General features: G+C 46.1%; 15 protein-coding genes. 2 read left to right on the top strand and 13 right to left on the bottom strand.

The genetic code is table 11. The features are described 5' to 3' along the window. Positions 1-456 precede the first annotated feature (456 nt). The 4 genes from nrfD to K5Q92_RS17210 all read right to left on the bottom strand — a co-directional run bounded on the left by nrfD (position 457) and on the right by K5Q92_RS17210 (position 6,392). Positions 457-1,404: an NrfD/PsrC family molybdoenzyme membrane anchor subunit gene (gene nrfD, locus K5Q92_RS17225; RefSeq protein WP_220770149.1), complete on the bottom strand. Its 948-nt coding sequence runs from the start codon at positions 1,402-1,404 to the stop codon at positions 457-459. Beyond that, complete coding sequence (locus tag K5Q92_RS17220) at positions 1,401-1,973, bottom strand: 4Fe-4S dicluster domain-containing protein (RefSeq protein ID WP_220770148.1); 573 nt, start codon at positions 1,971-1,973, stop codon at positions 1,401-1,403. Before K5Q92_RS17220 ends, nrfD begins: the two co-directional genes overlap by 4 nt. Positions 1,974-1,985: 12 nt before the next feature. Continuing rightward, positions 1,986-4,262 (bottom strand): thiosulfate reductase PhsA, encoded by a 2,277-nt coding sequence (gene phsA / locus K5Q92_RS17215; protein ID WP_220770147.1) that lies wholly within the window; start codon positions 4,260-4,262, stop codon positions 1,986-1,988. A gap of 345 nt (positions 4,263-4,607) precedes the next feature. Continuing rightward, entirely contained in the window at positions 4,608-6,392 is a 1,785-nt protein-coding gene (locus tag K5Q92_RS17210) for a sensor histidine kinase (RefSeq protein ID WP_220770146.1), read from the bottom strand. A gap of 229 nt (positions 6,393-6,621) precedes the next feature. Between K5Q92_RS17210 and K5Q92_RS17205 the strand changes: the two genes are divergently transcribed. After that, positions 6,622-7,233, top strand: coding sequence for a response regulator transcription factor (locus tag K5Q92_RS17205; RefSeq protein WP_220770145.1), 612 nt, complete (start codon positions 6,622-6,624; stop codon positions 7,231-7,233). An 18-nt stretch (positions 7,234-7,251) separates the two neighbouring features. Here the strand turns inward: K5Q92_RS17205 and K5Q92_RS17200 are convergent, their stop codons facing one another. Together K5Q92_RS17200 and serB are read right to left on the bottom strand one after the other, a co-directional pair. Then, complete coding sequence (locus K5Q92_RS17200; RefSeq protein WP_220770144.1) at positions 7,252-8,160, bottom strand: alpha/beta fold hydrolase; 909 nt, start codon at positions 8,158-8,160, stop codon at positions 7,252-7,254. A 301-nt stretch (positions 8,161-8,461) separates the two neighbouring features. Continuing rightward, positions 8,462-9,463 carry a phosphoserine phosphatase SerB gene (gene serB, locus K5Q92_RS17195; RefSeq protein ID WP_220770143.1) on the bottom strand — a complete coding sequence of 334 codons (1,002 nt, stop codon included), beginning with the start codon at positions 9,461-9,463 and terminating at the stop codon, positions 8,462-8,464. Between the two features lie 78 nt (positions 9,464-9,541). Here serB and K5Q92_RS17190 point away from each other — a divergent pair, with 78 nt between their 5' ends. Next, positions 9,542-10,639 (top strand): YtjB family periplasmic protein, encoded by a 1,098-nt coding sequence (locus K5Q92_RS17190; RefSeq protein WP_220770142.1) that lies wholly within the window; start codon positions 9,542-9,544, stop codon positions 10,637-10,639. 106 nt (positions 10,640-10,745) lie between these two features. On the opposite strand, the gene deoD is transcribed toward K5Q92_RS17190, so the two are convergent. The 7 genes from deoD to K5Q92_RS17155 form a co-directional block, all read right to left on the bottom strand. After that, positions 10,746-11,456, bottom strand: coding sequence for a purine-nucleoside phosphorylase (gene deoD / locus K5Q92_RS17185; protein ID WP_220770141.1), 711 nt, complete (start codon positions 11,454-11,456; stop codon positions 10,746-10,748). Between the two features lie 103 nt (positions 11,457-11,559). Beyond that, positions 11,560-12,780 carry a phosphopentomutase gene (locus K5Q92_RS17180; protein ID WP_220770140.1) on the bottom strand — a complete coding sequence of 407 codons (1,221 nt, stop codon included), beginning with the start codon at positions 12,778-12,780 and terminating at the stop codon, positions 11,560-11,562. A 13-nt stretch (positions 12,781-12,793) separates the two neighbouring features. Further along, on the bottom strand, positions 12,794-14,125 hold the full coding sequence (gene deoA / locus K5Q92_RS17175; RefSeq protein ID WP_220770139.1) for a thymidine phosphorylase: 1,332 nt from the start codon (positions 14,123-14,125) through the stop codon (positions 12,794-12,796). 163 nt (positions 14,126-14,288) lie between these two features. Continuing rightward, a complete protein-coding gene (gene deoC, locus K5Q92_RS17170; RefSeq protein ID WP_220770138.1) occupies positions 14,289-15,062 on the bottom strand; it encodes a deoxyribose-phosphate aldolase in 774 nt (257 codons plus the stop codon). Positions 15,063-15,646: 584 nt separating this feature from the next. Next, positions 15,647-16,489: an outer membrane protein OmpK gene (locus K5Q92_RS17165; protein WP_220770137.1), complete on the bottom strand. Its 843-nt coding sequence runs from the start codon at positions 16,487-16,489 to the stop codon at positions 15,647-15,649. Positions 16,490-16,830: 341 nt separating this feature from the next. Further along, the gene (locus tag K5Q92_RS17160) at positions 16,831-18,090 is read right to left on the bottom strand and encodes a NupC/NupG family nucleoside CNT transporter (protein ID WP_220770136.1); all 1,260 of its coding nucleotides are present in this window, start codon (positions 18,088-18,090) and stop codon (positions 16,831-16,833) included. A 179-nt stretch (positions 18,091-18,269) separates the two neighbouring features. Then, complete coding sequence (locus tag K5Q92_RS17155; protein ID WP_220770160.1) at positions 18,270-19,043, bottom strand: TatD family hydrolase; 774 nt, start codon at positions 19,041-19,043, stop codon at positions 18,270-18,272. Between the last annotated feature and the right edge of the window lie 6 nt (positions 19,044-19,049).

The raw sequence follows: 19,049 nt of genomic DNA, 5'->3' as shown, positions 1-19,049 counted from the left end.
AAACATGCTCCCCCATCGTGCTAAGCACCTGTTTATAAGGTAGAAGTTAAAACTGCCGAAGGTAAATCTGGAAAGCAAAAGGAATCTTTACGCTCGGCTCAAGCAAGTTAGGCAACTACGCCGCCGTTACTTTAACTCCTGAATAATCCATTCAGTCATCAACGCATCTAGAATTGATTACTCATTTAATGCGATAGCTTGGATAGCCGCTACACAGGCCTGAACTTAGTCCATAGCTTCTAATGCCTTAGGTTTAACCTGACAAATCGCCCACAACCACTACACAGCACAGCATGACAATAGAGACGACTGAGGATTGAACGACTGATTGAACGACTGATTGAACGACTGATTGAACGACTGAGTATCATTCATGAATTGAGAGCAAAAAAAAGCCCAAACTTACGTTCGGGCTTCAATAGAGTCTCGTCGATTGAGTCTCGAGGTATTTAGCGCTTAACTGATATAACTCTGGCCTGCGTAAACCACGAAGTGTCGTAGTGCGAGTACGCCGAGAATCGTGCTACAAGAAACAGTGATTAAAAAGCCCTTTGTGTGACGCCAAGCTTTAGGTGCTAATGTACTGGCAAGGACCGGCACCACAAGGCCTAAGCCCACCACGCCAAGCCAAAATACACTGGCCCATGTGCCGGTCGTAATTGCAGCAGTTGCCGCCTGAGCAGCAGGACCCGAGAAATTAAGACCGACAAATAACAGAACGAGACAGAGTGCTTCGTTAAAGGCCACTGGATATTCGATACGGTGCACCTGCTCAATACAATCTGACTCTTTCTTACTGAAGAACAGAGTTGCCACCAAAATGTTACCCGCAGAGCCCACTGACAAGGCAGAGGCCAAGAACAGCGCCGGTAATACCGCTGTGTTCAGGATTGGGTAACTGATCATCGCCGACAACAGAAAACCTGTATATACGCCAACACCGAGACCCAGGCCAAAAATCAGCTTATTCAGGCTATTCTCTAGCTGACGACAGACTTTCAGCGTCCCCGCAAGCCAAGGGGCATATTGCAGAACCTGTTTTTCAAATACCAACGCCGCAAACACAAACACTAGCGGAATATAAACCAGCAGTGCAATTACACCCCATGCCATCACTGACGTTAGGTTGTAGTTGAGCAGGATATGATAAAACTCAAATGGCTTCGTCAAGTCCAGCACCAGCAGCGCCATCCCCAAACAGATAGCCACAGGGCCAATTACCGCAGCAGCTTTAATGACAGGTAAACCTTCTGTCGGCTGACCACGACTCTGCTTGTACCATTTAAGTCCTATGGCCACCAGCATAGAGCCTGCTGACAGGCCTGCCATAAACAAGTACACCGCGATGATCCAGTTCCACACTACCGGATCGTATTGCTCCATCGAGCCCCAGATATTATTCATGCTTTGATCCCTCCTTTACGGCTAGGAATACGGTAGACACGAGGCTCGGTGCCAAGGTTTACCTTCTGTTGGTAGTTAGGTTTTGTATCTAACACTCTGCGCACTTCGGAGCTCATATCATTGGCATCACCAAACACCAGTGCTTGAGTTGGGCAAACCGTCACACAAGCAGGCTCTTCGCCGCGCGCTAGGCGCGTTTCTTTGCAGAAGTCACACTTATCTGGCACCCGTGTTTCAGGGTTAATGAATCGAACTTTGTAAGGGCAAGCGGCAACACAGTAGAGGCAGCCTACACACTTCTTCTCGTTGATAGAGACAATGCCATCGTCATTAACGTAAGCCGCCCCCGTAGGGCAAACCTTGACACAAGGAGCGTTCTCACACTGCTCACAAGAGACACGGTTATACTTAAAATGTAGGTGCGGAAAGTTGCCATAAGGCCCCTCGATTCTAACCTGAATGCGAGTCACCGACTCAGGCACATTGTTTTCACTGCGGCAAGCCACATTACACGCTTGGCAGCCAATGCACTTATTTTCATCGTGCACGAGAACATAACGCTTAGTCATAATTAACTCCGATTAAATCTTGGCAATCTTGACACCGGTGGTATGCAAATTCATACCCGTTACCGGAGAGGTCACATGTGGAAGTAAGTTACCGCAATGCACACCTTTACCGGTTGCACGAGCGAGTTCCTTGTTCTTTGAACCACAGCCCATATAGGCAAATACTGTGTCGGGTCGAATACCTGGGGTAACTAGGGCATGACCTTCTTCACTGCCGGTATCGTTATAGACTCGGATCTTGTCACCATTGGCGATCTTCAATAGCCCCGCCGTGATGGGGTGGATCCAAACCGCATTATCTGACATCAGATTTGCCAACATAGGTACGTTCTGGGTGCCAGCATTGGTATGAACGGCGACCTTACCCTGAATGAAAAACAGCTCATCGGCTTTTTTCATCGTCACTTCGCGGTAGCGAATGACCCCACGACCCGGCGCCATTTTCTCGACCTTGGCAGAAGTCAACTCAATCTTGCCAGTCGGGGTTTTGAAGCTTAGCTGGCTGGCGTAAGTACCATCTTCATCGACAGCCTTAGCATTGGGGTAGGTATTCACAAAGTCTCTGACCATGCCGCGCTCACGCAACATTAGCGGCTTACCAAAGCTCACATAGCCGTCTTCTTTGATTTTTCTCAATAGGTCAAAATCACGCTGCACTTGGAACAGCTGCAAGGTTTCCATGTTCTCCCAAGGGAAGTACTGGCCTTGACCGAGTCTGTCAGCAAGCTCTTTCCAAATTAACCAGCTCGGCTTAGTGTCACCGATCGTTTCCACGACACGTTGACGCACATAGTAGGCTGGATTCTTACCCGACTTATCGGCAACCTCTTCATCACGCTCAAGGTAGGTAGACTCAGGAAGGAATACATCGGCATAGGCCGCGCTTTCACTGATATAGATGTCACACGCCACCACAAAATCAAGCTTTTGCATGGTTTTAACGATACGCGCTCTATCTGTCATGGTTTGCATAGGGTTAGTACGGCTCATCACCCACGCACGGAGCTGATAAGGGGTCGCGTCCAATGTAGAGTCAAGAATCGTCTGGTAAATGCCCCCCGAGGACCAAGTTAACGCATACTGCTCATCCACCATATCGATACGCTTAGCATCAATTTTTGGCATGCCATCGACACCTGGTTTAGCTAAGGTTGGCGCAACAGGCTCACCGGCAAACTTGTTATAGCTCGAGGCTTTCTTACCAAAATACAAGCCGCCTTTACGCTCGATGTTACCAATCAATACGTTGGCAGCGTATAGCGCACGGCGCATCTCAAACTCTTCGGTGGTAAACGATGAACGGTGACCAAAATCCACCATGGCATGTGGCGCTGCAGCAGCGTATTCATGGGTAATGCGGCGAATATCTTCGGCGGGCACATCGCTGATAGACTCGGCCCACTCAGGTGTGTAGGCTTTAACTTCTTTAGCGAACTCTTCGAATCCCGAAACATACTGGGCAACGAACGCTTTATCGTATAAATCGTCTTCAATCAAAACATGACATATCGCCAATGCGACAGCAACATCGGTCCCCGGCTTAATCGCGTACCACTCATCGGCCTTATCAGCCACAATCGAGAAGCGTGGTTCGAACACCACCAGCTTAGCGCCCTTCTCCATCTGTGCATTCATCATGCCTCTGGTTTCTGACATATTAATGCCTTCGTAGAGGTTATGACCGAAGTTGATGATGTACTTAGAGTTACTTAAGTCGCGCTTAATCTTGCCACCAAACATCGCTTTAGCAGCGATAACATAACTGCCTGGGCAGGTCGACGCGTGAGTAAAGGTGTTTGGACTACCAAAGGCCTTGGCTAAATGGAAAAGGTGCCCCGATAGTGAGCCTGATTTAGATGAGAAAGCGACAGTCTCTGCGCCATGCTCAGCTTTAATCTTATTAAGATTCTGCGCAATCAGCTCATAGGCTTCATCCCACTCAATCTCTTGCCAATTGCCTTCCCCGCGCTCACCAACGCGCTTCAATGGCTTAACGATTCGCTGTTTATCATAAAGCTGGCTATGACCCGCACCGCCACGAGCACAAACGGCGCCACCAAAAGACTTCGCTTTCTTGTTACCCAGAATCGATACGTTCTTACCGTTGACGACACGTGCCGATATCGGGCAGCGAGTTGAACACATCTCACAAATACTTGCGACAGACTCTGCGCTACCTTGCAGTTGTGAATCCCCAAAGGCAGCTAAAGAGCCTGGCAGCGTTGCTAATGCGCAAGTCGCTGTGCCGGCTCCGGCCCCTTTGATAAAGGTTCGCCGATCTAGTTTCATGATAAATCTCCCAATGACAGTTGTCCTTAGGAGAGCTATAGATGAAGCCCTGAGTTGACTGTTGAACACAATCAACTTATTTCCTAAGGTTTTCATCATTGTTATTGAGGAGAGTGATATTGAATATTGTGGTAAACCACATACCGGATGTGAGAACGCGGCGTTTGTGAAGCAATTCACAGTTCAAATTTGCACCAACACAGCGAAGTAAAGGTGTAAATTGTGGTAAACCACATAAAGGCAAAACGATTAAAAATTTTGCTGGCTGCGGCATGTTTTCGATACAAAATGTGCGGCTAAATAGCCGCACATCCACGTCAGATAAACAGTGTAATAATGCTTAAATCACACCTCGATTGGCGTCTCACATCCGCGCTTTTTCAAGCTCAGCATCGCTACACAGCCCGACACCCCATCGTCACGGTTGCTTAGCATGAAGTGGCCACCATGGTCGTTAATCACCTCTTTACAAATAGCGAGTCCTAGGCCTAAACCGTCCACCTTTGTGGTATAGAAGGTCGCCATAAGCGTATCGGAGTCCATCGCTAAACCTTGGCCATTATCACTAATACGCACATTGACCTGAGACTCTTTAAAGTCCAGATCAATGTGTATTTTCCCCGAGCGGGCATTTTCGCTGTCGGCAATAGCATCTAAACTATTCTTGATAAGGTTTATTAGCACCTGCAGTAGGCCAACACGGTCGGCAGTGATAAAGAAGGGCTCGCCTTTTATCTGGGTATTAATCTGGATCTCTCGCCTGGCTAACTCAAGCCTTAATAGTGAGATACTCTCCTCCACTAGAGTGAGAATATTTACATCGACCATCACCGCTTCTCGGCGCTTCAATAAGCCACGAATTCGATGCACCACCTCTCCCGCTCGAGTCGATTGCTTATGGATTTTTTCTAATAACTCGATACAAGACTCGACATCCGCCTGCTGCTTTCCTTGCAAACGCATAATGCCGCCCTCACTGTAACTGGTAATCGCGGCAATGGGCTGATTGATCTCATGAGCGAGACCTGCGCCAATCTCGCCCACAATTGAAGCGCTTTGCAAACGCTCAAGCGCCACGGCCTGCTGTTTCAGTTGACGCTCAGACTCAATTAATGAGCTACTCTTTTGATGGAAGCGATACTCAATCCATAGGTGATAAAGCGTGGCGACAATAAATACTAAAACAGACAGGATCCCCCAGTGACGATTCTCCTCCAGCCATTTCTTCACCGCCTCCCAGCGGCTACTGTCGGGAGACTTAACATGCAACTCCTTAAATAACTTGATCACGGCAAGCTGACTAATAGGAGAGGTCCAGCCCTTAAGTTGCGCCTTGATCGCCGCAGGTGAATCTGAAGGCAGATCGAGTAAAGCTTGGGTGATCTCCTTGCTCAGTTCAGTGCTAACGCTCTCTGTCGCAGCAAATGACCAGTTCGGATACAGGGTGGTACTGCATTGACACTCAACCCCATCGGGGCGACTCGGATTCAACACTCGAAAATCGCTACTTTTAAGTACGCCACGCGCCACCATATCCTCTAAGGTACACAAGGGGGTGATGGCCGCATCCACATTGCCATCGCGCACTTGATAGAGCAGAGGGTCGAGTGGGAAGCCTAAAAACTTAGTCTCACCAAAAAAGGTATCAGGATCCATACCTAAACCATGCATCAAGCCTACGGTTGCTTGATAGCCCCCCAGCGCATGAGGATCACTCGCCGCTACCACCTTGCCTTTTAAGTCATACAGGGTGCGATAGTTACTATCAGCCTTAACAATTATCGCCGAACCAATAGCTGAGGTAGTACCGTTATGGCGCTTAGAGCGCATCGTTGCTAACCAAGACAGGGGATATTGATTAGAGAGGTATAGATATTGTCCTGGGTTAGTAATGATAAACTGAATTTGCCCCAACTCCATCGCGAGGTTTAGCGCCTTAAAGTTTCCCGGATACACATGAAACTCGGCATTAGGCACCTGCTCATTAAGATACTCCATCATGGGCGTCCAACGCTCCACGGCCTGCTGGTGTCCCCAGTTTGCTAACACGCCCACGTAGAACTGCTGCGGCTTAGACCAAGCCACCGATGAGAACAAAAGCACACATATACAAAGCAACAGTCGAGACAATTAAAGTTCCTTAAAAATCAAAGCCACTCACTGTTTACCAGTAAAGCCATAACACGACTGCTTGAGGCACTCGCTCAGGTAAAAGTGGAGTTATGTTATTTAGCAATAGCTTACGCTAGCCTTGGAATTTAAGAGCGTGATGCAATTCATGCTTTATAGAATATTGTTGGATTAAAGCAGCGAACTGGGATATCTATCATCTAAACACTAATAAACATAAGGGGTCTTCGTGCAACAGCAGCTTAATGGGCCAGTCTATCTCGTCGATGACGATGACGCGATTATCGACTCGATCGGCTTTCTGATGGAAGGCTATGGCTATAAGCTCAGTAGCTTTAATAGCGGCGATCGCTTTTTGGCTGAGGTCGACTTAAGCCAAGCTGGATGCGTGATTTTAGATGCACGGATGCCAGGGCTAACTGGACCTCAGGTACAACAACTACTCAGTGATGCTAAGAGCCCACTGGCCGTAATCTTCTTAACTGGGCATGGCGATGTGCCTATGGCTGTGGATGCCTTTAAGAACGGGGCTTTCGACTTCTTCCAAAAACCGGTTCAGGGTAGCTTACTATCGCAATCAATCGCCAAAGGGCTAGCTTACAGTACTGAGCAGCACCAAAAACGCACTAACCAAGACTTAATTGATACCCTGTCTGAACGGGAAGCCCAGATTTTCCAGCTAGTGATCGCTGGCAACACCAATAAACAGATGGCAAATGAGCTGTGCGTGGCAATTAGAACCATCGAAGTTCACCGCTCAAAACTAATGACGAAACTAGGAGTAAATAACTTAGCTGAACTCGTCAAACTTGCCCCACTACTCACTCATAAGTCTGAATAGGTTTATCGAAGGTAATGGTTAGCCATTAAAGTTGTGGTACCAATCTCTAACTCGGGGAAAATGGTCGTTCACCGCATCTTTGTGGGTGAGCATCCCACCATGATCATAGTCGTGCTTAAAGCCCTGCTTTTTTGATAATAAGGTATAATCAACCTGCTTAATTTGGCACTCTGCGATCATCCGCTTTACATCACTTGGATTACCTAACACGGTATCGCCTTTCGCCGCGATGAACCAAGATTTAGGCCAATTGGCACGACTTGCCGCCTGTTGATAATCGAAGCCGTCGTCACTGTCGATCCACTTACCTCGTACCCAATCGATACTCTGGCGTAATGATGCCCGTGACTCATTATCCATGCCTATTTTCAATTTATCGGCAGGCAGGTAGCCACTGCGCCAAGCGATTATCGGTGCGACCTTATTCCAAATAAGATCGACACTGAGCCACTTCTTAATCGACTTGACCTCAATGCGACGCTTACTACCAAATGTCACCAAGGAGGCAACCGTTCCTTGTAGGTTGCTGTAACGCGCAATCGCACTAGCCATTAACACCCCGCCCCAAGAGTGAGCACACCAATGCACTCGCTCAACCTTAGGGTGAAGCGATAGGATATACTGCTGAATTAAGGGGAGCTGCTCTCGAATAACCTCACCTTGACCAGCTTTAAAACCACGAGCAAGTTTTGGCTCGCTCAGGCCTCGACCAAGGGTATCTAATACATATACCACCACGCCCGAGTCCGCCAAATAACAACCAAGTCCCTTGCCTGAATCACTGTAAAACACGCGCCCATTTGACATGGCACCATGCAGCATAAGCACTGGCGGTTTACTCATGTCAGGGTGAACTGGCGTTATCTGCCTTAAATGCAGATGACCATGGTTGTAGGGAATATAAAGAGACTTTTGTTGAATATTCAATGACTAACACTCTTATGTTTTTTAACTAAGCTACTGAAATACTAGCCTAAAAACAAGAGTAAAGACTCTAATAACGTCCCTAACACAGTCGGCGGAACCAGTCTTAAAACACGATAAGGATGAAATCAATCAAAGGGATCAAGGTGATAGCAGTCTCTTTTAAACATAAAAAAGCTCATAACAAAATTGCTATGAGCCTCAAATCGTAACGCCCAGTTATAACGCTAGAATTAGTATCAACGCTCAAACTTGATAGCTAATCTCTAATATTTAATGTCTAATATCTAGCACCATCTACCAGTTAAGTGCGCTGAAATAGATAAGGTAACACCTTAAGGTTGAGTCGATTGATGCTGACATCTGCCGCCTGAGCCAATTTGGGCTTAGCATGGTAAGCAATACCAAAGTCGGCAGTATTGATCATCGGAATATCGTTTGCGCCATCACCTATCGCTACTCTCTGCCCTACTGGTATCTGCCACTGCTTAGCACATTTAAGCACTGTATCGGCCTTATATTGAGCATCGACGACCTCTCCAGAGACGGTACCAAGTAGTTTACCGTCATCAATATCGAGCTTATTCGCATAAGCGGCATCTAGCGCCAATTGCTGCTTAAGATAGTTCACAAACGGCGTAAAACCGCCTGAAGCCACCACAGTGCGCCAGCCATGACTCTGCAGCTCGGCAATCATCTCCTTTAAACCAGGCATTAGCGGCAACTCGGCGCATAAGGTATCGATAATTTCAGCGTTAGCACCTTTAAGCTTAGCAACGCGAGCCCTTAGGCTCTGCTCGAAATCGAGCTCGCCTTGCATTGCGAGCTCAGTGACTTCCGCCACAGCTGCGCCTACACCCGCCATTTCGGCTAGTTCATCGATACACTCAATTTCAATCGCAGTTGAGTCCATATCCATTACCAATAGACCCGCTTGGCTTAGCAGAGGCGCATCGACTGCTAACTCAAATAGCTCTAAAGACATCGTCTCACTAATCGCTGCAATCTGCTCGGCGCTTAAAGCCTCTGATGTGCAAACCTCAAGGCAATTCAGGCCGCAATCACGCTTAATCAAAGCTAGGCTCAGGTTGACATCGAGGGAGCTAAGCCAACTCTCTATAGCCTCATTGATAAGTTGCACTGTGTTTAGGGTTTCTAATTCGGAAAATAGAATCCGATAACGAGAAAAACCTCTAGGATATTCAGCCTCGACATGGCAGGAATAACTTTGTTCCCCAGCAGTAAAAGACATGCTACCTTCGGTACTTAACCAAGCAAAAACAGTCGATTGACTCAAACTTTCCATTAGTTATAGCTCTCCAGCTACCGAGCACAGACATAATCAATTATGATTAGGTGAGTACACAATAAATTAAGGGTTTCAGTGTTCTATTTAAAAGGCCTAAAAAAGAGCCATCGAATAAGTCGCCTATTACAAATCATCATAGCGATTGCATTATTCATCGGTCTCGATCAGCTGTGGGAAACTAGCCTACTACAAGGACAGCAGCTTCTAAAGTCCCAAACAGAAAAGATGGCGAGATTGCTGGTTCAACAAACGGCTTATGGTGCTGCGCCTGCACTTCAATTGGAAAATGATGAGCAACTACAGTGGTTAGCTCAAGCATTGGTATTAGATCCTAAAGTCATGTCTGCCAGTATCTTCAGCGAAGACGGTGTAAGACTATCATTTGCTCAAAGCGTTATCGATGAAGATCTAGAGCCCGACTCTGAAGAGCTGACCTCAATTTTGGAGCAGTACCCGCCCTATGTTGAAGCCGTGTCGCAAGATGGTAAAAATTTAGGTTATGTAGAGGTACGTCTAGAGCCTAAATACTTCTTTAATGAGATTAAAGAGGCTCACCATATCAACATGGAGCAGCAACAGATAATGCTGTTAATTGCAGGCCTCATAGGCATGTTGCTATCTCGGGCGCTCTCTTTCAAACGCGCAGACTTCGATAGGCGTAAAGCCAGAGTTAAGCTACGACGGTTACTGGCCAAAAAAACTGAAAAAGCCGCAGCAAAGGCTGCAAAGCAGCAAGCTAGTGAGGCTAACAAGCAGGCCAAAAAAAGCAATTCAACTGATATGACTAAAACTGCAATGAATGCCGAAGAGCAAACCATCGCACCGGAGGGCGCTGCGGTGGCACCTAAGCTTAAGGCTGAAGCCACTACTCAATCTATGGCTGAACCGTCAGAGCCTGCTCAAGAGCTTACTTCTGAGTCCAATCAAGCGCCAGAGCTTGCGCAAAGCGATGACAAGGGCAAAGCTAAGGCCAAAGTTGCCAGCAAACCTAAAGCGTTGTCTAGCAAGCCCAAAGCTGCCACGAAACGTAAAACAGCCACTAAGCCTAAAACTAAACCAGAGGCTCAACCAGTTGCGAAAGCAGAGAAAACGACTAAGAAAAAGTCTGAAACAAAGCCAAAGGCTAAAGCAAGCCCAAAGCCAGACTCAAATAAAGCTCCTAACTCTGACTAATGCGGGCAAATAACGTCTGGGAAAAGACTGACTAAGCTATAAAACAAAAACGGACGCATAAGCGTCCGTTTTTATTGAGCAGTCTATAACTGCAGTGCTGAAACGATTACAGTGTAATAGCCGCTTCTAGCGTCATTTCAATCATTTCGTTGAAGGTAGTTTGACGCTCATCAGAAGAGGTCTTCTCACCTGTACGGATATGATCTGATACAGTAACAACACACAACGCCTTAGCACCGAACTCTTTCGCTACGCCGTATAGGCCAGCAGCTTCCATTTCGACACCTAGCACGTCCATCTTTTCCATTACGTCAAACATAGATGGGTCTGGCGTGTAGAAAAGGTCAGCAGAGAATACGTTACCAACGCGGTACTTAGTACCTTTTGCGTCAGCAGCTTTAACAACTGCGCTTAGTAGGCTGTAATCACAGATAGCTGCGAAATCTTGGCCTTTGAAACGTAAACGGTTAACTTGTGAGTCAGTACATGCACCCATACCGATGATCACGTCACGAACTTTAACGTCAGTGCTGATCGCGCCACAAGTACCCACGCGGATTAGGTTCTTAACGCCGTAATCTTTGATCAATTCAGTTGCATAGATTGAGCAAGATGGGATACCCATACCTGAACCCATAACTGAAATACGAACGCCTTTGTAAGTACCAGTGAAACCTAGCATGTTACGAACGTCAGTCACTTGCTCAACATTTTCTAGAAACGTTTCAGCAATGTACTTAGCGCGTAGTGGATCGCCTGGAAATAGAACTGTATCGCCAAATGCGCCGTCTACGGCATTAATGTGTGGTGTTGCCATCAGAATAACCCCTATTTGTATTTTTTAGACCGTCGTTAATAACTTGAGTCTTTGTTTGCTAACGGCTCAAAGTGAGCCGTCAAATTTAAAATCTTTTCACGGATTATGAACGAACGAATGACTCGCCATATTCCATAGGTTCAAGCTTAAAGTAGCTTGCAATCGACTGTCCCATGTCAGCAAAGCTGCTACGGCGTCCTAATGAGCCAGCTTCAAGGCCAGCACCATAGGCTAGAACTGGCACACGCTCACGAGTATGATCGCTACCAGGCCAAGTTGGATCACAGCCATGGTCGGCAGTTAGTAGTAAGAAATCATCCTTATCCAGCAACGCTAAGATCTCAGGTAGACGAGAATCGAAGTACTCAAGCCCACGTGCGTATCCAGCAACGTCACGGCGATGACCGTAATGAGAGTCAAAGTCAACGAAGTTAGTGAATACAATTGTATTGTCACCCGCTTGCTTAACTTGCTCTAAGGTCGCGTCAAATAGATCTTCAAGACCTGTCGCCTTAACCTTCTTAGTGATCCCGCAATGAGCATAAATGTCAGAGATCTTACCAACACTCACGACTTCACCACCTGCCGCTTTAAGCTTATCAAGCACGGTTGGCGCTGGTGGCTCAACTGCATAGTCACGACGATTACCTGTGCGAGCAAAGTCACTCGGGCTTGTGCCGACAAATGGACGCGCAATCACACGACCTATATTGTAATCGGCAAGCTCTTCACGAGCGATAATGCAAAGCTCATATAGCTTCTCAAGACCAAATGTCTCTTCGTGACAAGCGATTTGGAACACAGAGTCAGCAGAGGTATAGAAAATTGGCTTACCTGTACGCATATGCTCTTCACCAAGCTCTTCAAGAATAACTGTACCCGAAGAGTGGCAGTTACCTAAAAACTCCGTCAACCCTGCTCTCGCTAGGATTCTATCGGTTAGCTCTTGTGGAAAAGAGTTGGTCAAATCACTGAAATAGCCCCACTCATAAAGGACAGGTACACCTGCCATTTCCCAGTGACCACTTGGTGTATCTTTACCCGAGCTCAGCTCTTCTGCGTGACCGTATGCCCCAATCACTTCTACATCATCACCAAAGCCAGCAGGAAATTCACCTGTGCTCTCTTTCGATGCATGGCCTAGGCCTAAGCGCGCTAAGTTAGGAAGCTTCAATGGTCCTTCACGGCCATCATTCGCTTTACCTTCGGCACAGGCCTTAGCAATGTGACCAAAAGTGTTAGAACCCACATCGCCAAACGCCTCGGCATCGTGCGCTGCACCGACGCCAAACGAATCTAGCATCATGATTATAGTACGTTTCATAAACTGTGCTCCGTTACAGATCCGACTCGCGGATATAACGATAAATTTCCGGTGTTTTTTCCGGTTTAGTATCACCAATGTGAATCGCTTTTTTCACTGCCGCTTCGGCTTCAGCAAAGGCGCTTTCAGATTGTGCATGAATAAAGGCAATCGGCTTATCGGCATTGATCTCATCGCCAAGCGCACAGACTTTTGAAAGTCCAACACTATAATCCAGAGCATCACCCGGCTTGCGGCGACCGCCGCCTAAGGTAACGACTGCCAGTCCAAGTTCACGGGTATCCATCGCCGATGCGAAACCGGCTCTGTCCGCATAAACTGGACGAATAATTTGCGACTCAGGTAGATACTTGCTGTAGTTCTCAACAAAATCGGCCGGGCCACCTAGACCTGACACCATGCGACCAAAGATCTCAGCCGCCTTACCGTTATCTAATACTGCGTTTAATTTAGCGCGAGCTTCCGCTTCACTAGTTGCAATACCGCCAAGCTGCAGCATTTCTGCACATAGTCCCATAGTCACTTCATAAAGACGAGGGTTACGGTAAGCGCCTGTCATGAAGTCTACCGCTTCTTTCACTTCAACTGCGTTACCAGCACATGACGCTAACACTTGGTTCATGTCAGTGAGTAATGCCGTAGTCTTGGTGCCAGCGCCATTAGCAACAGCAGTAATACTGCGTGCTAACTCTTCAGAAGCTTCGTAGGTTGGCATAAATGCGCCCGTACCGACCTTAACGTCCATGGCTAATGCATCTAGACCTGCGGCAAGCTTTTTAGAAAGAATGGAAGCTGTGATTAACGAGATGGACTCAACCGTTGCGGTATTATCACGAATAGAATAGAAACGCTTATCGGCGGGAACGAGATCGCCAGTTTGACCAATAATAGCCACACCCGCTTCTTTTACTACCTTACGAAACAGCGCGCTGTCTGGCTCGGTATTATAACCCGGAATGGCGTCAAATTTATCGAGCGTACCACCAGTGTGGCCAAGGCCGCGACCGGAAATCATCGGTACATAACCACCGCATGCTGCCGCCATAGGGCCTAACATCAAACTAATGACATCTCCTACGCCACCAGTTGAATGCTTATCGATAATCGGACCGTTTAGATCCAGTGACTGCCAGTTGAGCACAGTGCCGGAGTCACGCATCGCTGTCGTTAATGCAATACGCTCATCCATGTTCATGTCATTGAAATAGACCGCCATACCTAGGGCTGCGATCTGACCTTCAGAAACCGTATTGTTAGTGATCCCTTTGACGAAGAATTGGATCTCCTCGGTCGAAAGAGCCTGCGCATTACGTTTTTTACGGATAATTTCTTGAGCTAAAAACATGTACTACCTCCAAGAGTGTAACTTAGTTTCCATTAAATAGAAGTTTCAGTTATCAATCTGCTTAAGGGGAATCAAAAGCCGTAATATTGTTACATACTAACGAACTTTTGATACACCTAATAAGATTTAGATCACACTTAACAACAAGTTTAATCTTTAAAGGTTAGTAACCTTGTGCACCTTGTGGTGCATCGCCTAGCTCAAGTGTATGAAGTAGGTTAGTCAACAGGCTTGAAGCGCCGAAACGGAATGTTGCTGGAGTCGCCCAGTCATCGCCTAGTAGACGTGCAGCAACACCAAGGAACTCAGCAGCTGCTTCAGCGTCTTTTACGCCACCTGCTGGCTTGAAACCAACTTTAGGGTTCTTTTCGCTGATCACTGTCATCATGATCTCTGCCGCTTCTAGGGTTGCGTTTACAGCAACTTTACCAGTAGAGGTCTTGATGAAATCGGCGCCAGCATCAATAGATAGCTCAGATGCCTTGCGGATAAGAGCAGGATCGGCTAACACGCCAGACTCAATGATCACTTTAAGGATGGCGTCTTCACCACACGCTTCCTTACAGGCTTTAACTAGCTCGAAACCAACAGTTTCATTGCCTTCCATAAGTGCGCGGTATGGGAATACGACATCAACTTCGTCAGCACCATAGGCAACTGCTGCACGAGTTTCTAACACAGCAATAGCGATATCATCGTTACCGTGTGGGAAGTTAGTCACAGTCGCGATCTTGATATCTTCGCCACCGATTTCATTCAACGTTTTACGCGCAATAGGAATAAAGCGAGGATAAATACAGATTGCAGCAGTATCGCCAGCAGGCGTCTTAGCCTTATGACAAAGATCGATCACCTTCTGATCGGTATCGTCGTCATTCAGGGTTGTAAGATCCATTAGATTAATGGCTTGTTGTGCTGCTTTTTTTAAGTCGCTCATAATAGCTCTCCGAGAAAGATTCAAATTATTAATTTAAAACAGAAAATTACCGCACGGCGATGCCTTGAACTGGCTTATTTTGATTATAGTTATGGGCCGGGCCTTCGGGCATTGCCGAATATATGCCTAGGTTCTTACAGACTCTAGACACAAAAATACTATTCAGGTATCCAACGTTGTTAACTCCAATGAGCGCAACCATCCTGACACTAGTGTCACGACTTGAATCCATGAAGACCGGGAAGGGAGATTGAAACTGCTATTTCTGCCTTTCCGCGAAAAATCCGTTTTAGCGCGTAATAAATCTATTGTAACTTTTACTGTAACTTCTCTTATGTCGATTTTTATTAGAGAAGAGTAGTCAATACTTACCTAAACAAGCTTGTTAACTAAACCCACTTTCGTGAGCATAATAAATATAGCTGATGCTTAAGTAAAAACTAACACCTTTGTATTACCGTTCGCTATTTAGCTGACCAAAAGCTGAAATTAAATTTTAATGATGAACGTGGCAGTGAGTGGAAGTTAGATAGAGCCGCGAAATTCGCGGCTCTGACATAGACTCACAAGGTTTAAGCTAATGCTTAGAACTTGTAAGTAGCTGTGAAGTAGTGTGCGAAACCTGTAGTTTCTAGACCTACGATACCAGCACCGTCTTCAAGTAGGTATACGTCTTGGTAAGCTTTTAGACCATAACCTAGAGCGTAGTTCTCTGAATGCCAGTGAGCACCGAAGTAAGCAGCACCACCGCTTGAGCTCATTGGTACGAACTCATCACCCCAAGAGTCATCACCACCGAACTGGTAATCAACATAACCTTGGAAAGAGATGAAAGTACCGTTGTCGAAGTTAACAACAGGCTTGAACCAGTTCATAGAGAACTGGTAACCGTTCCAGTCTTTACGGTTCATGTCATAGTGAGCGTATAGGTTCATGCCAGTTTTACCTAACCATGGAACCATAACGTCAGCACCGATACCCCAGAATGAAGCGTTAACGTCTTCACCGATAACACCGCCACCCCAGTTGAATAGAGTAGAGAAGTAAACTTCTTGGATTGGACCAGCAGATAGATCCCAGCCTGTCATCGCATCGATAGAGAAACGAGGAGCAAACTTCATGAACATTCTGCTCTTATCAGTACCAGTAGCTTTGTCACCAGAGCTGCTAGTTGTTAGGTTGAACACGTCAACATAACCGTATAGGTCAACGATACCAGCGCGGCCACCGAATTCCATTTCTAGGTAATCGTGTCCGCCGTCATCAGCGTCAGAACGTGGAAGTTCGTTTACAGCGTACATCGCGTTGAACTGCATCCAGCTGTAGTCGCCAGCGCGTAGGTCAGAGCGGTCAGCAGCGAATGTAGGTGCAGACATAGTTGCAGCAACTGCTGTAGCAGCTAGTGCTAAAGTTTTAACGTTTTTCATCATCAACCCCATTTCTATTTATGGTTTGCTGCTCCTCTTTATTGAAGAGTCAGCGTTTCTTTTTTATGGCGCGCATTTTACTTTATTTACGTCAAACATCAACATGATTAATGTAAAAATGCGAACACTAAGTTTTAACATTCAAACAACCTTTGTGATTTCAAGGCAGTAAATACTGCTTTATCACTCTTATTGTTGTTTTTAAGTCGAAACAACCCCTAATCCTAGTTATTGATCATTTCAACGAACATTTGGTTTAGAAAACGATAGGCTTACATTTGTTTTAACTTGACTAGAGCTAAAACAAAGACTGAGCCATATAGGCTCAGTCTAAAAGAGGCTTACAACGCTAGGAATAGACCCGCGATGGTTGCACTCATTAAGTTAGCTAGAGAACCAGCGATAACCGCGCGGATACCAAGCTTAGCTAAGTCGTGGCGACGAGTAGGAGCCATTGCACCTAGACCACCAAGTAGAATCGCGATTGAAGATAAGTTAGCGAAACCACATAGAGCGAAAGAGATAATCGCTTTAGTACGGTCAGTCATCGCTACACCCGTCTCAGCTACTACCATACCGCCATCGGCTAGATCTTTTAGGTATGGAGCAAAGTTTAGGTAAGCAACGAATTCGTTAACAACAATCTTCTGACCGATGAAAGAACCTGCTACAAGCGCTTCGTTCCAAGGTACACCGATAAGGAATGCTAGCGGCATGAAGATGTAACCTAGAATCAATTCTAGCGTTAGGTTCTCCATACCGAACCATCCGCCAACACCACCGATGATGCCGTTGATCATAGCGATCAAACCAACGAATGCTAGAAGCATTGCACCAACGTTAAGTGCTAGGTGCATACCAGATGAAGCACCTGCAGCTGCAGCGTCAAGAACGTTAGCTGGCTTATCAGGATCTTCTGGTAAGTCACTCATGTCGTTCTTAGCTTCTTCTGTTTCAGGGTGCATCAGTTTAGCCATTAATAGACCACCTGGTGCTGCCATGAATGAAGCGGCAACTAGATACTCAATTGGTACACCCATCTGCGCATAACCAGCTAGAACTGAACCAGCGATAGATGCAAGACCACCCACCATGATGGCAAATAGTTCAGAGTTAGTCATCGTCGCAATGAACGGACGAACAACTAATGGCGCTTCAGTTTGACCAACGAAGATGTTCGCTGTAGCAGACATAGACTCTGTACGACTTGTGCCAAGTGCTTTTTGTAGACCACCACCGATAATACGGATGATCCACTGCATGATGCCTAAATAGTAAAGAACTGCGATTAGAGAAGAGAAGAAAACGATGACAGGTAGTACGTTAATGGCAAAAATAAAGCCAACTTTAAAGTTAGCTAGATCACCGAATAAGAAACCAATACCGTTTTGTGCGTATCCAATTACACTAGATACTGCGTCAGACACACTTTTCAGAATGTCTTTACCGACTGGAACATACAATACGAAACCACCGAAAGCGGCTTGAATTGCCAATGCACCAAATACGGTACGCTTGTTAATTGCTTTTCTATTGTTTGATAACCCGAAGGCTATCGCTAGTAGGGTGACCACCCCTACTAAACTCATTAAAATATCCATTAACCATCACCCTATTGTTAATACTTTTTAATTATGTTGTTAACCAACCTTTTCCTACGAGACCGATTATACCCGACCACGTCGCTAAAAGCGTCGTATTGATCAAATTTTTGAGGTTTTATTTCAATGATTTTGTTGGAATTTTTGGTGCGACATACATCTGTTTAAACAGAAAAAAACTAAAGGTCAAAGAGTTGCGTAACATTAGAAAACATCTGTTCTGAAATAAGAACGGGGGATTTTTTTTGTAAATTTGCCATTTTTTTGAGGATTTCAGGCAAAATTAGCGGCGAGTTACGAATATTTTGCCTATTTTTTGGCGCCATCGCAGGTGAATCTGTTTCAACAATGAAGGATTCTAACGGTAATTCGGCCACGGTTTGTTGTAACTTAGGTGCATTATCATTGAGTAACAACCCACCTATACCCAACTTGTAACCCAATTTAACATATCCCATAGCCAATTGAGGGCCACCATAAAAGCCATGAATGACCCCTTTCCTACGCGGAGCCTCACTTTTAAGCAAATTTAGCGTTTCTTCATGAGCTTTAACGCAATGTATAATGAGAGGTAGATCAAACTCTTTAGCTAGACAGATTTGAGCTTTGAAAAGCTTCATTTGTGTAGTGAAATTACTTTTATGTAACTTATCGAGCCCGCATTCACCCACGCCGACTAAGCTGGCATCATCTTTATGCGCTTCAAGTAAGCTCTTTAAGTCAGTCATATCCTTAGCTGAGGCATTTTCACAATACCAAGGATGCACCCCTAATGAAAAGTAACTGCCGTACCGCTTGGCAATGGCAATCTGGTTTTGCCATTTATCGGCCGAAACGCCGGGGATCACAACCTGACTGATCCCTAAGCTATGCATCTGCGCGTATAAGGAGCCACGGTCTAGATCAAACTCAGGAAAATCTAAATGAGCGTGGCTGTCGATAATGGCTTGCATCATTTC

Origin of the sequence: Shewanella sp. MBTL60-007, assembly GCF_019654915.1 — a bacterium.
Classification (GTDB): Bacteria; Pseudomonadota; Gammaproteobacteria; order Enterobacterales; family Shewanellaceae; genus Shewanella.
This window is presented reverse-complemented; position numbering and strand designations above follow the sequence as displayed.

What these genes read in the sequence shown, in the direction of transcription:
- nrfD (WP_220770149.1), bottom strand. Translation starts at nt 1,404, where the DNA reads ATGAATAATATCTGGGGCTCGATGGAGCAATACGATCCGGTAGTGTGG.
- K5Q92_RS17220 (WP_220770148.1), bottom strand. Translation starts at nt 1,973, where the DNA reads ATGACTAAGCGTTATGTTCTCGTGCACGATGAAAATAAGTGCATTGGC.
- phsA (WP_220770147.1), bottom strand. Translation starts at nt 4,262, where the DNA reads ATGAAACTAGATCGGCGAACCTTTATCAAAGGGGCCGGAGCCGGCACA.
- serB (WP_220770143.1), bottom strand. Translation starts at nt 9,463, where the DNA reads ATGGAAAGTTTGAGTCAATCGACTGTTTTTGCTTGGTTAAGTACCGAA.
- deoD (WP_220770141.1), bottom strand. Translation starts at nt 11,456, where the DNA reads ATGGCAACACCACACATTAATGCCGTAGACGGCGCATTTGGCGATACA.
- K5Q92_RS17180 (WP_220770140.1), bottom strand. Translation starts at nt 12,780, where the DNA reads ATGAAACGTACTATAATCATGATGCTAGATTCGTTTGGCGTCGGTGCA.
- deoA (WP_220770139.1), bottom strand. Translation starts at nt 14,125, where the DNA reads ATGTTTTTAGCTCAAGAAATTATCCGTAAAAAACGTAATGCGCAGGCT.
- deoC (WP_220770138.1), bottom strand. Translation starts at nt 15,062, where the DNA reads ATGAGCGACTTAAAAAAAGCAGCACAACAAGCCATTAATCTAATGGAT.
- K5Q92_RS17165 (WP_220770137.1), bottom strand. Translation starts at nt 16,489, where the DNA reads ATGAAAAACGTTAAAACTTTAGCACTAGCTGCTACAGCAGTTGCTGCA.
- K5Q92_RS17160 (WP_220770136.1), bottom strand. Translation starts at nt 18,090, where the DNA reads ATGGATATTTTAATGAGTTTAGTAGGGGTGGTCACCCTACTAGCGATA.
- K5Q92_RS17155 (WP_220770160.1), bottom strand. Translation starts at nt 19,043, where the DNA reads ATGCAAGCCATTATCGACAGCCACGCTCATTTAGATTTTCCTGAGTTT.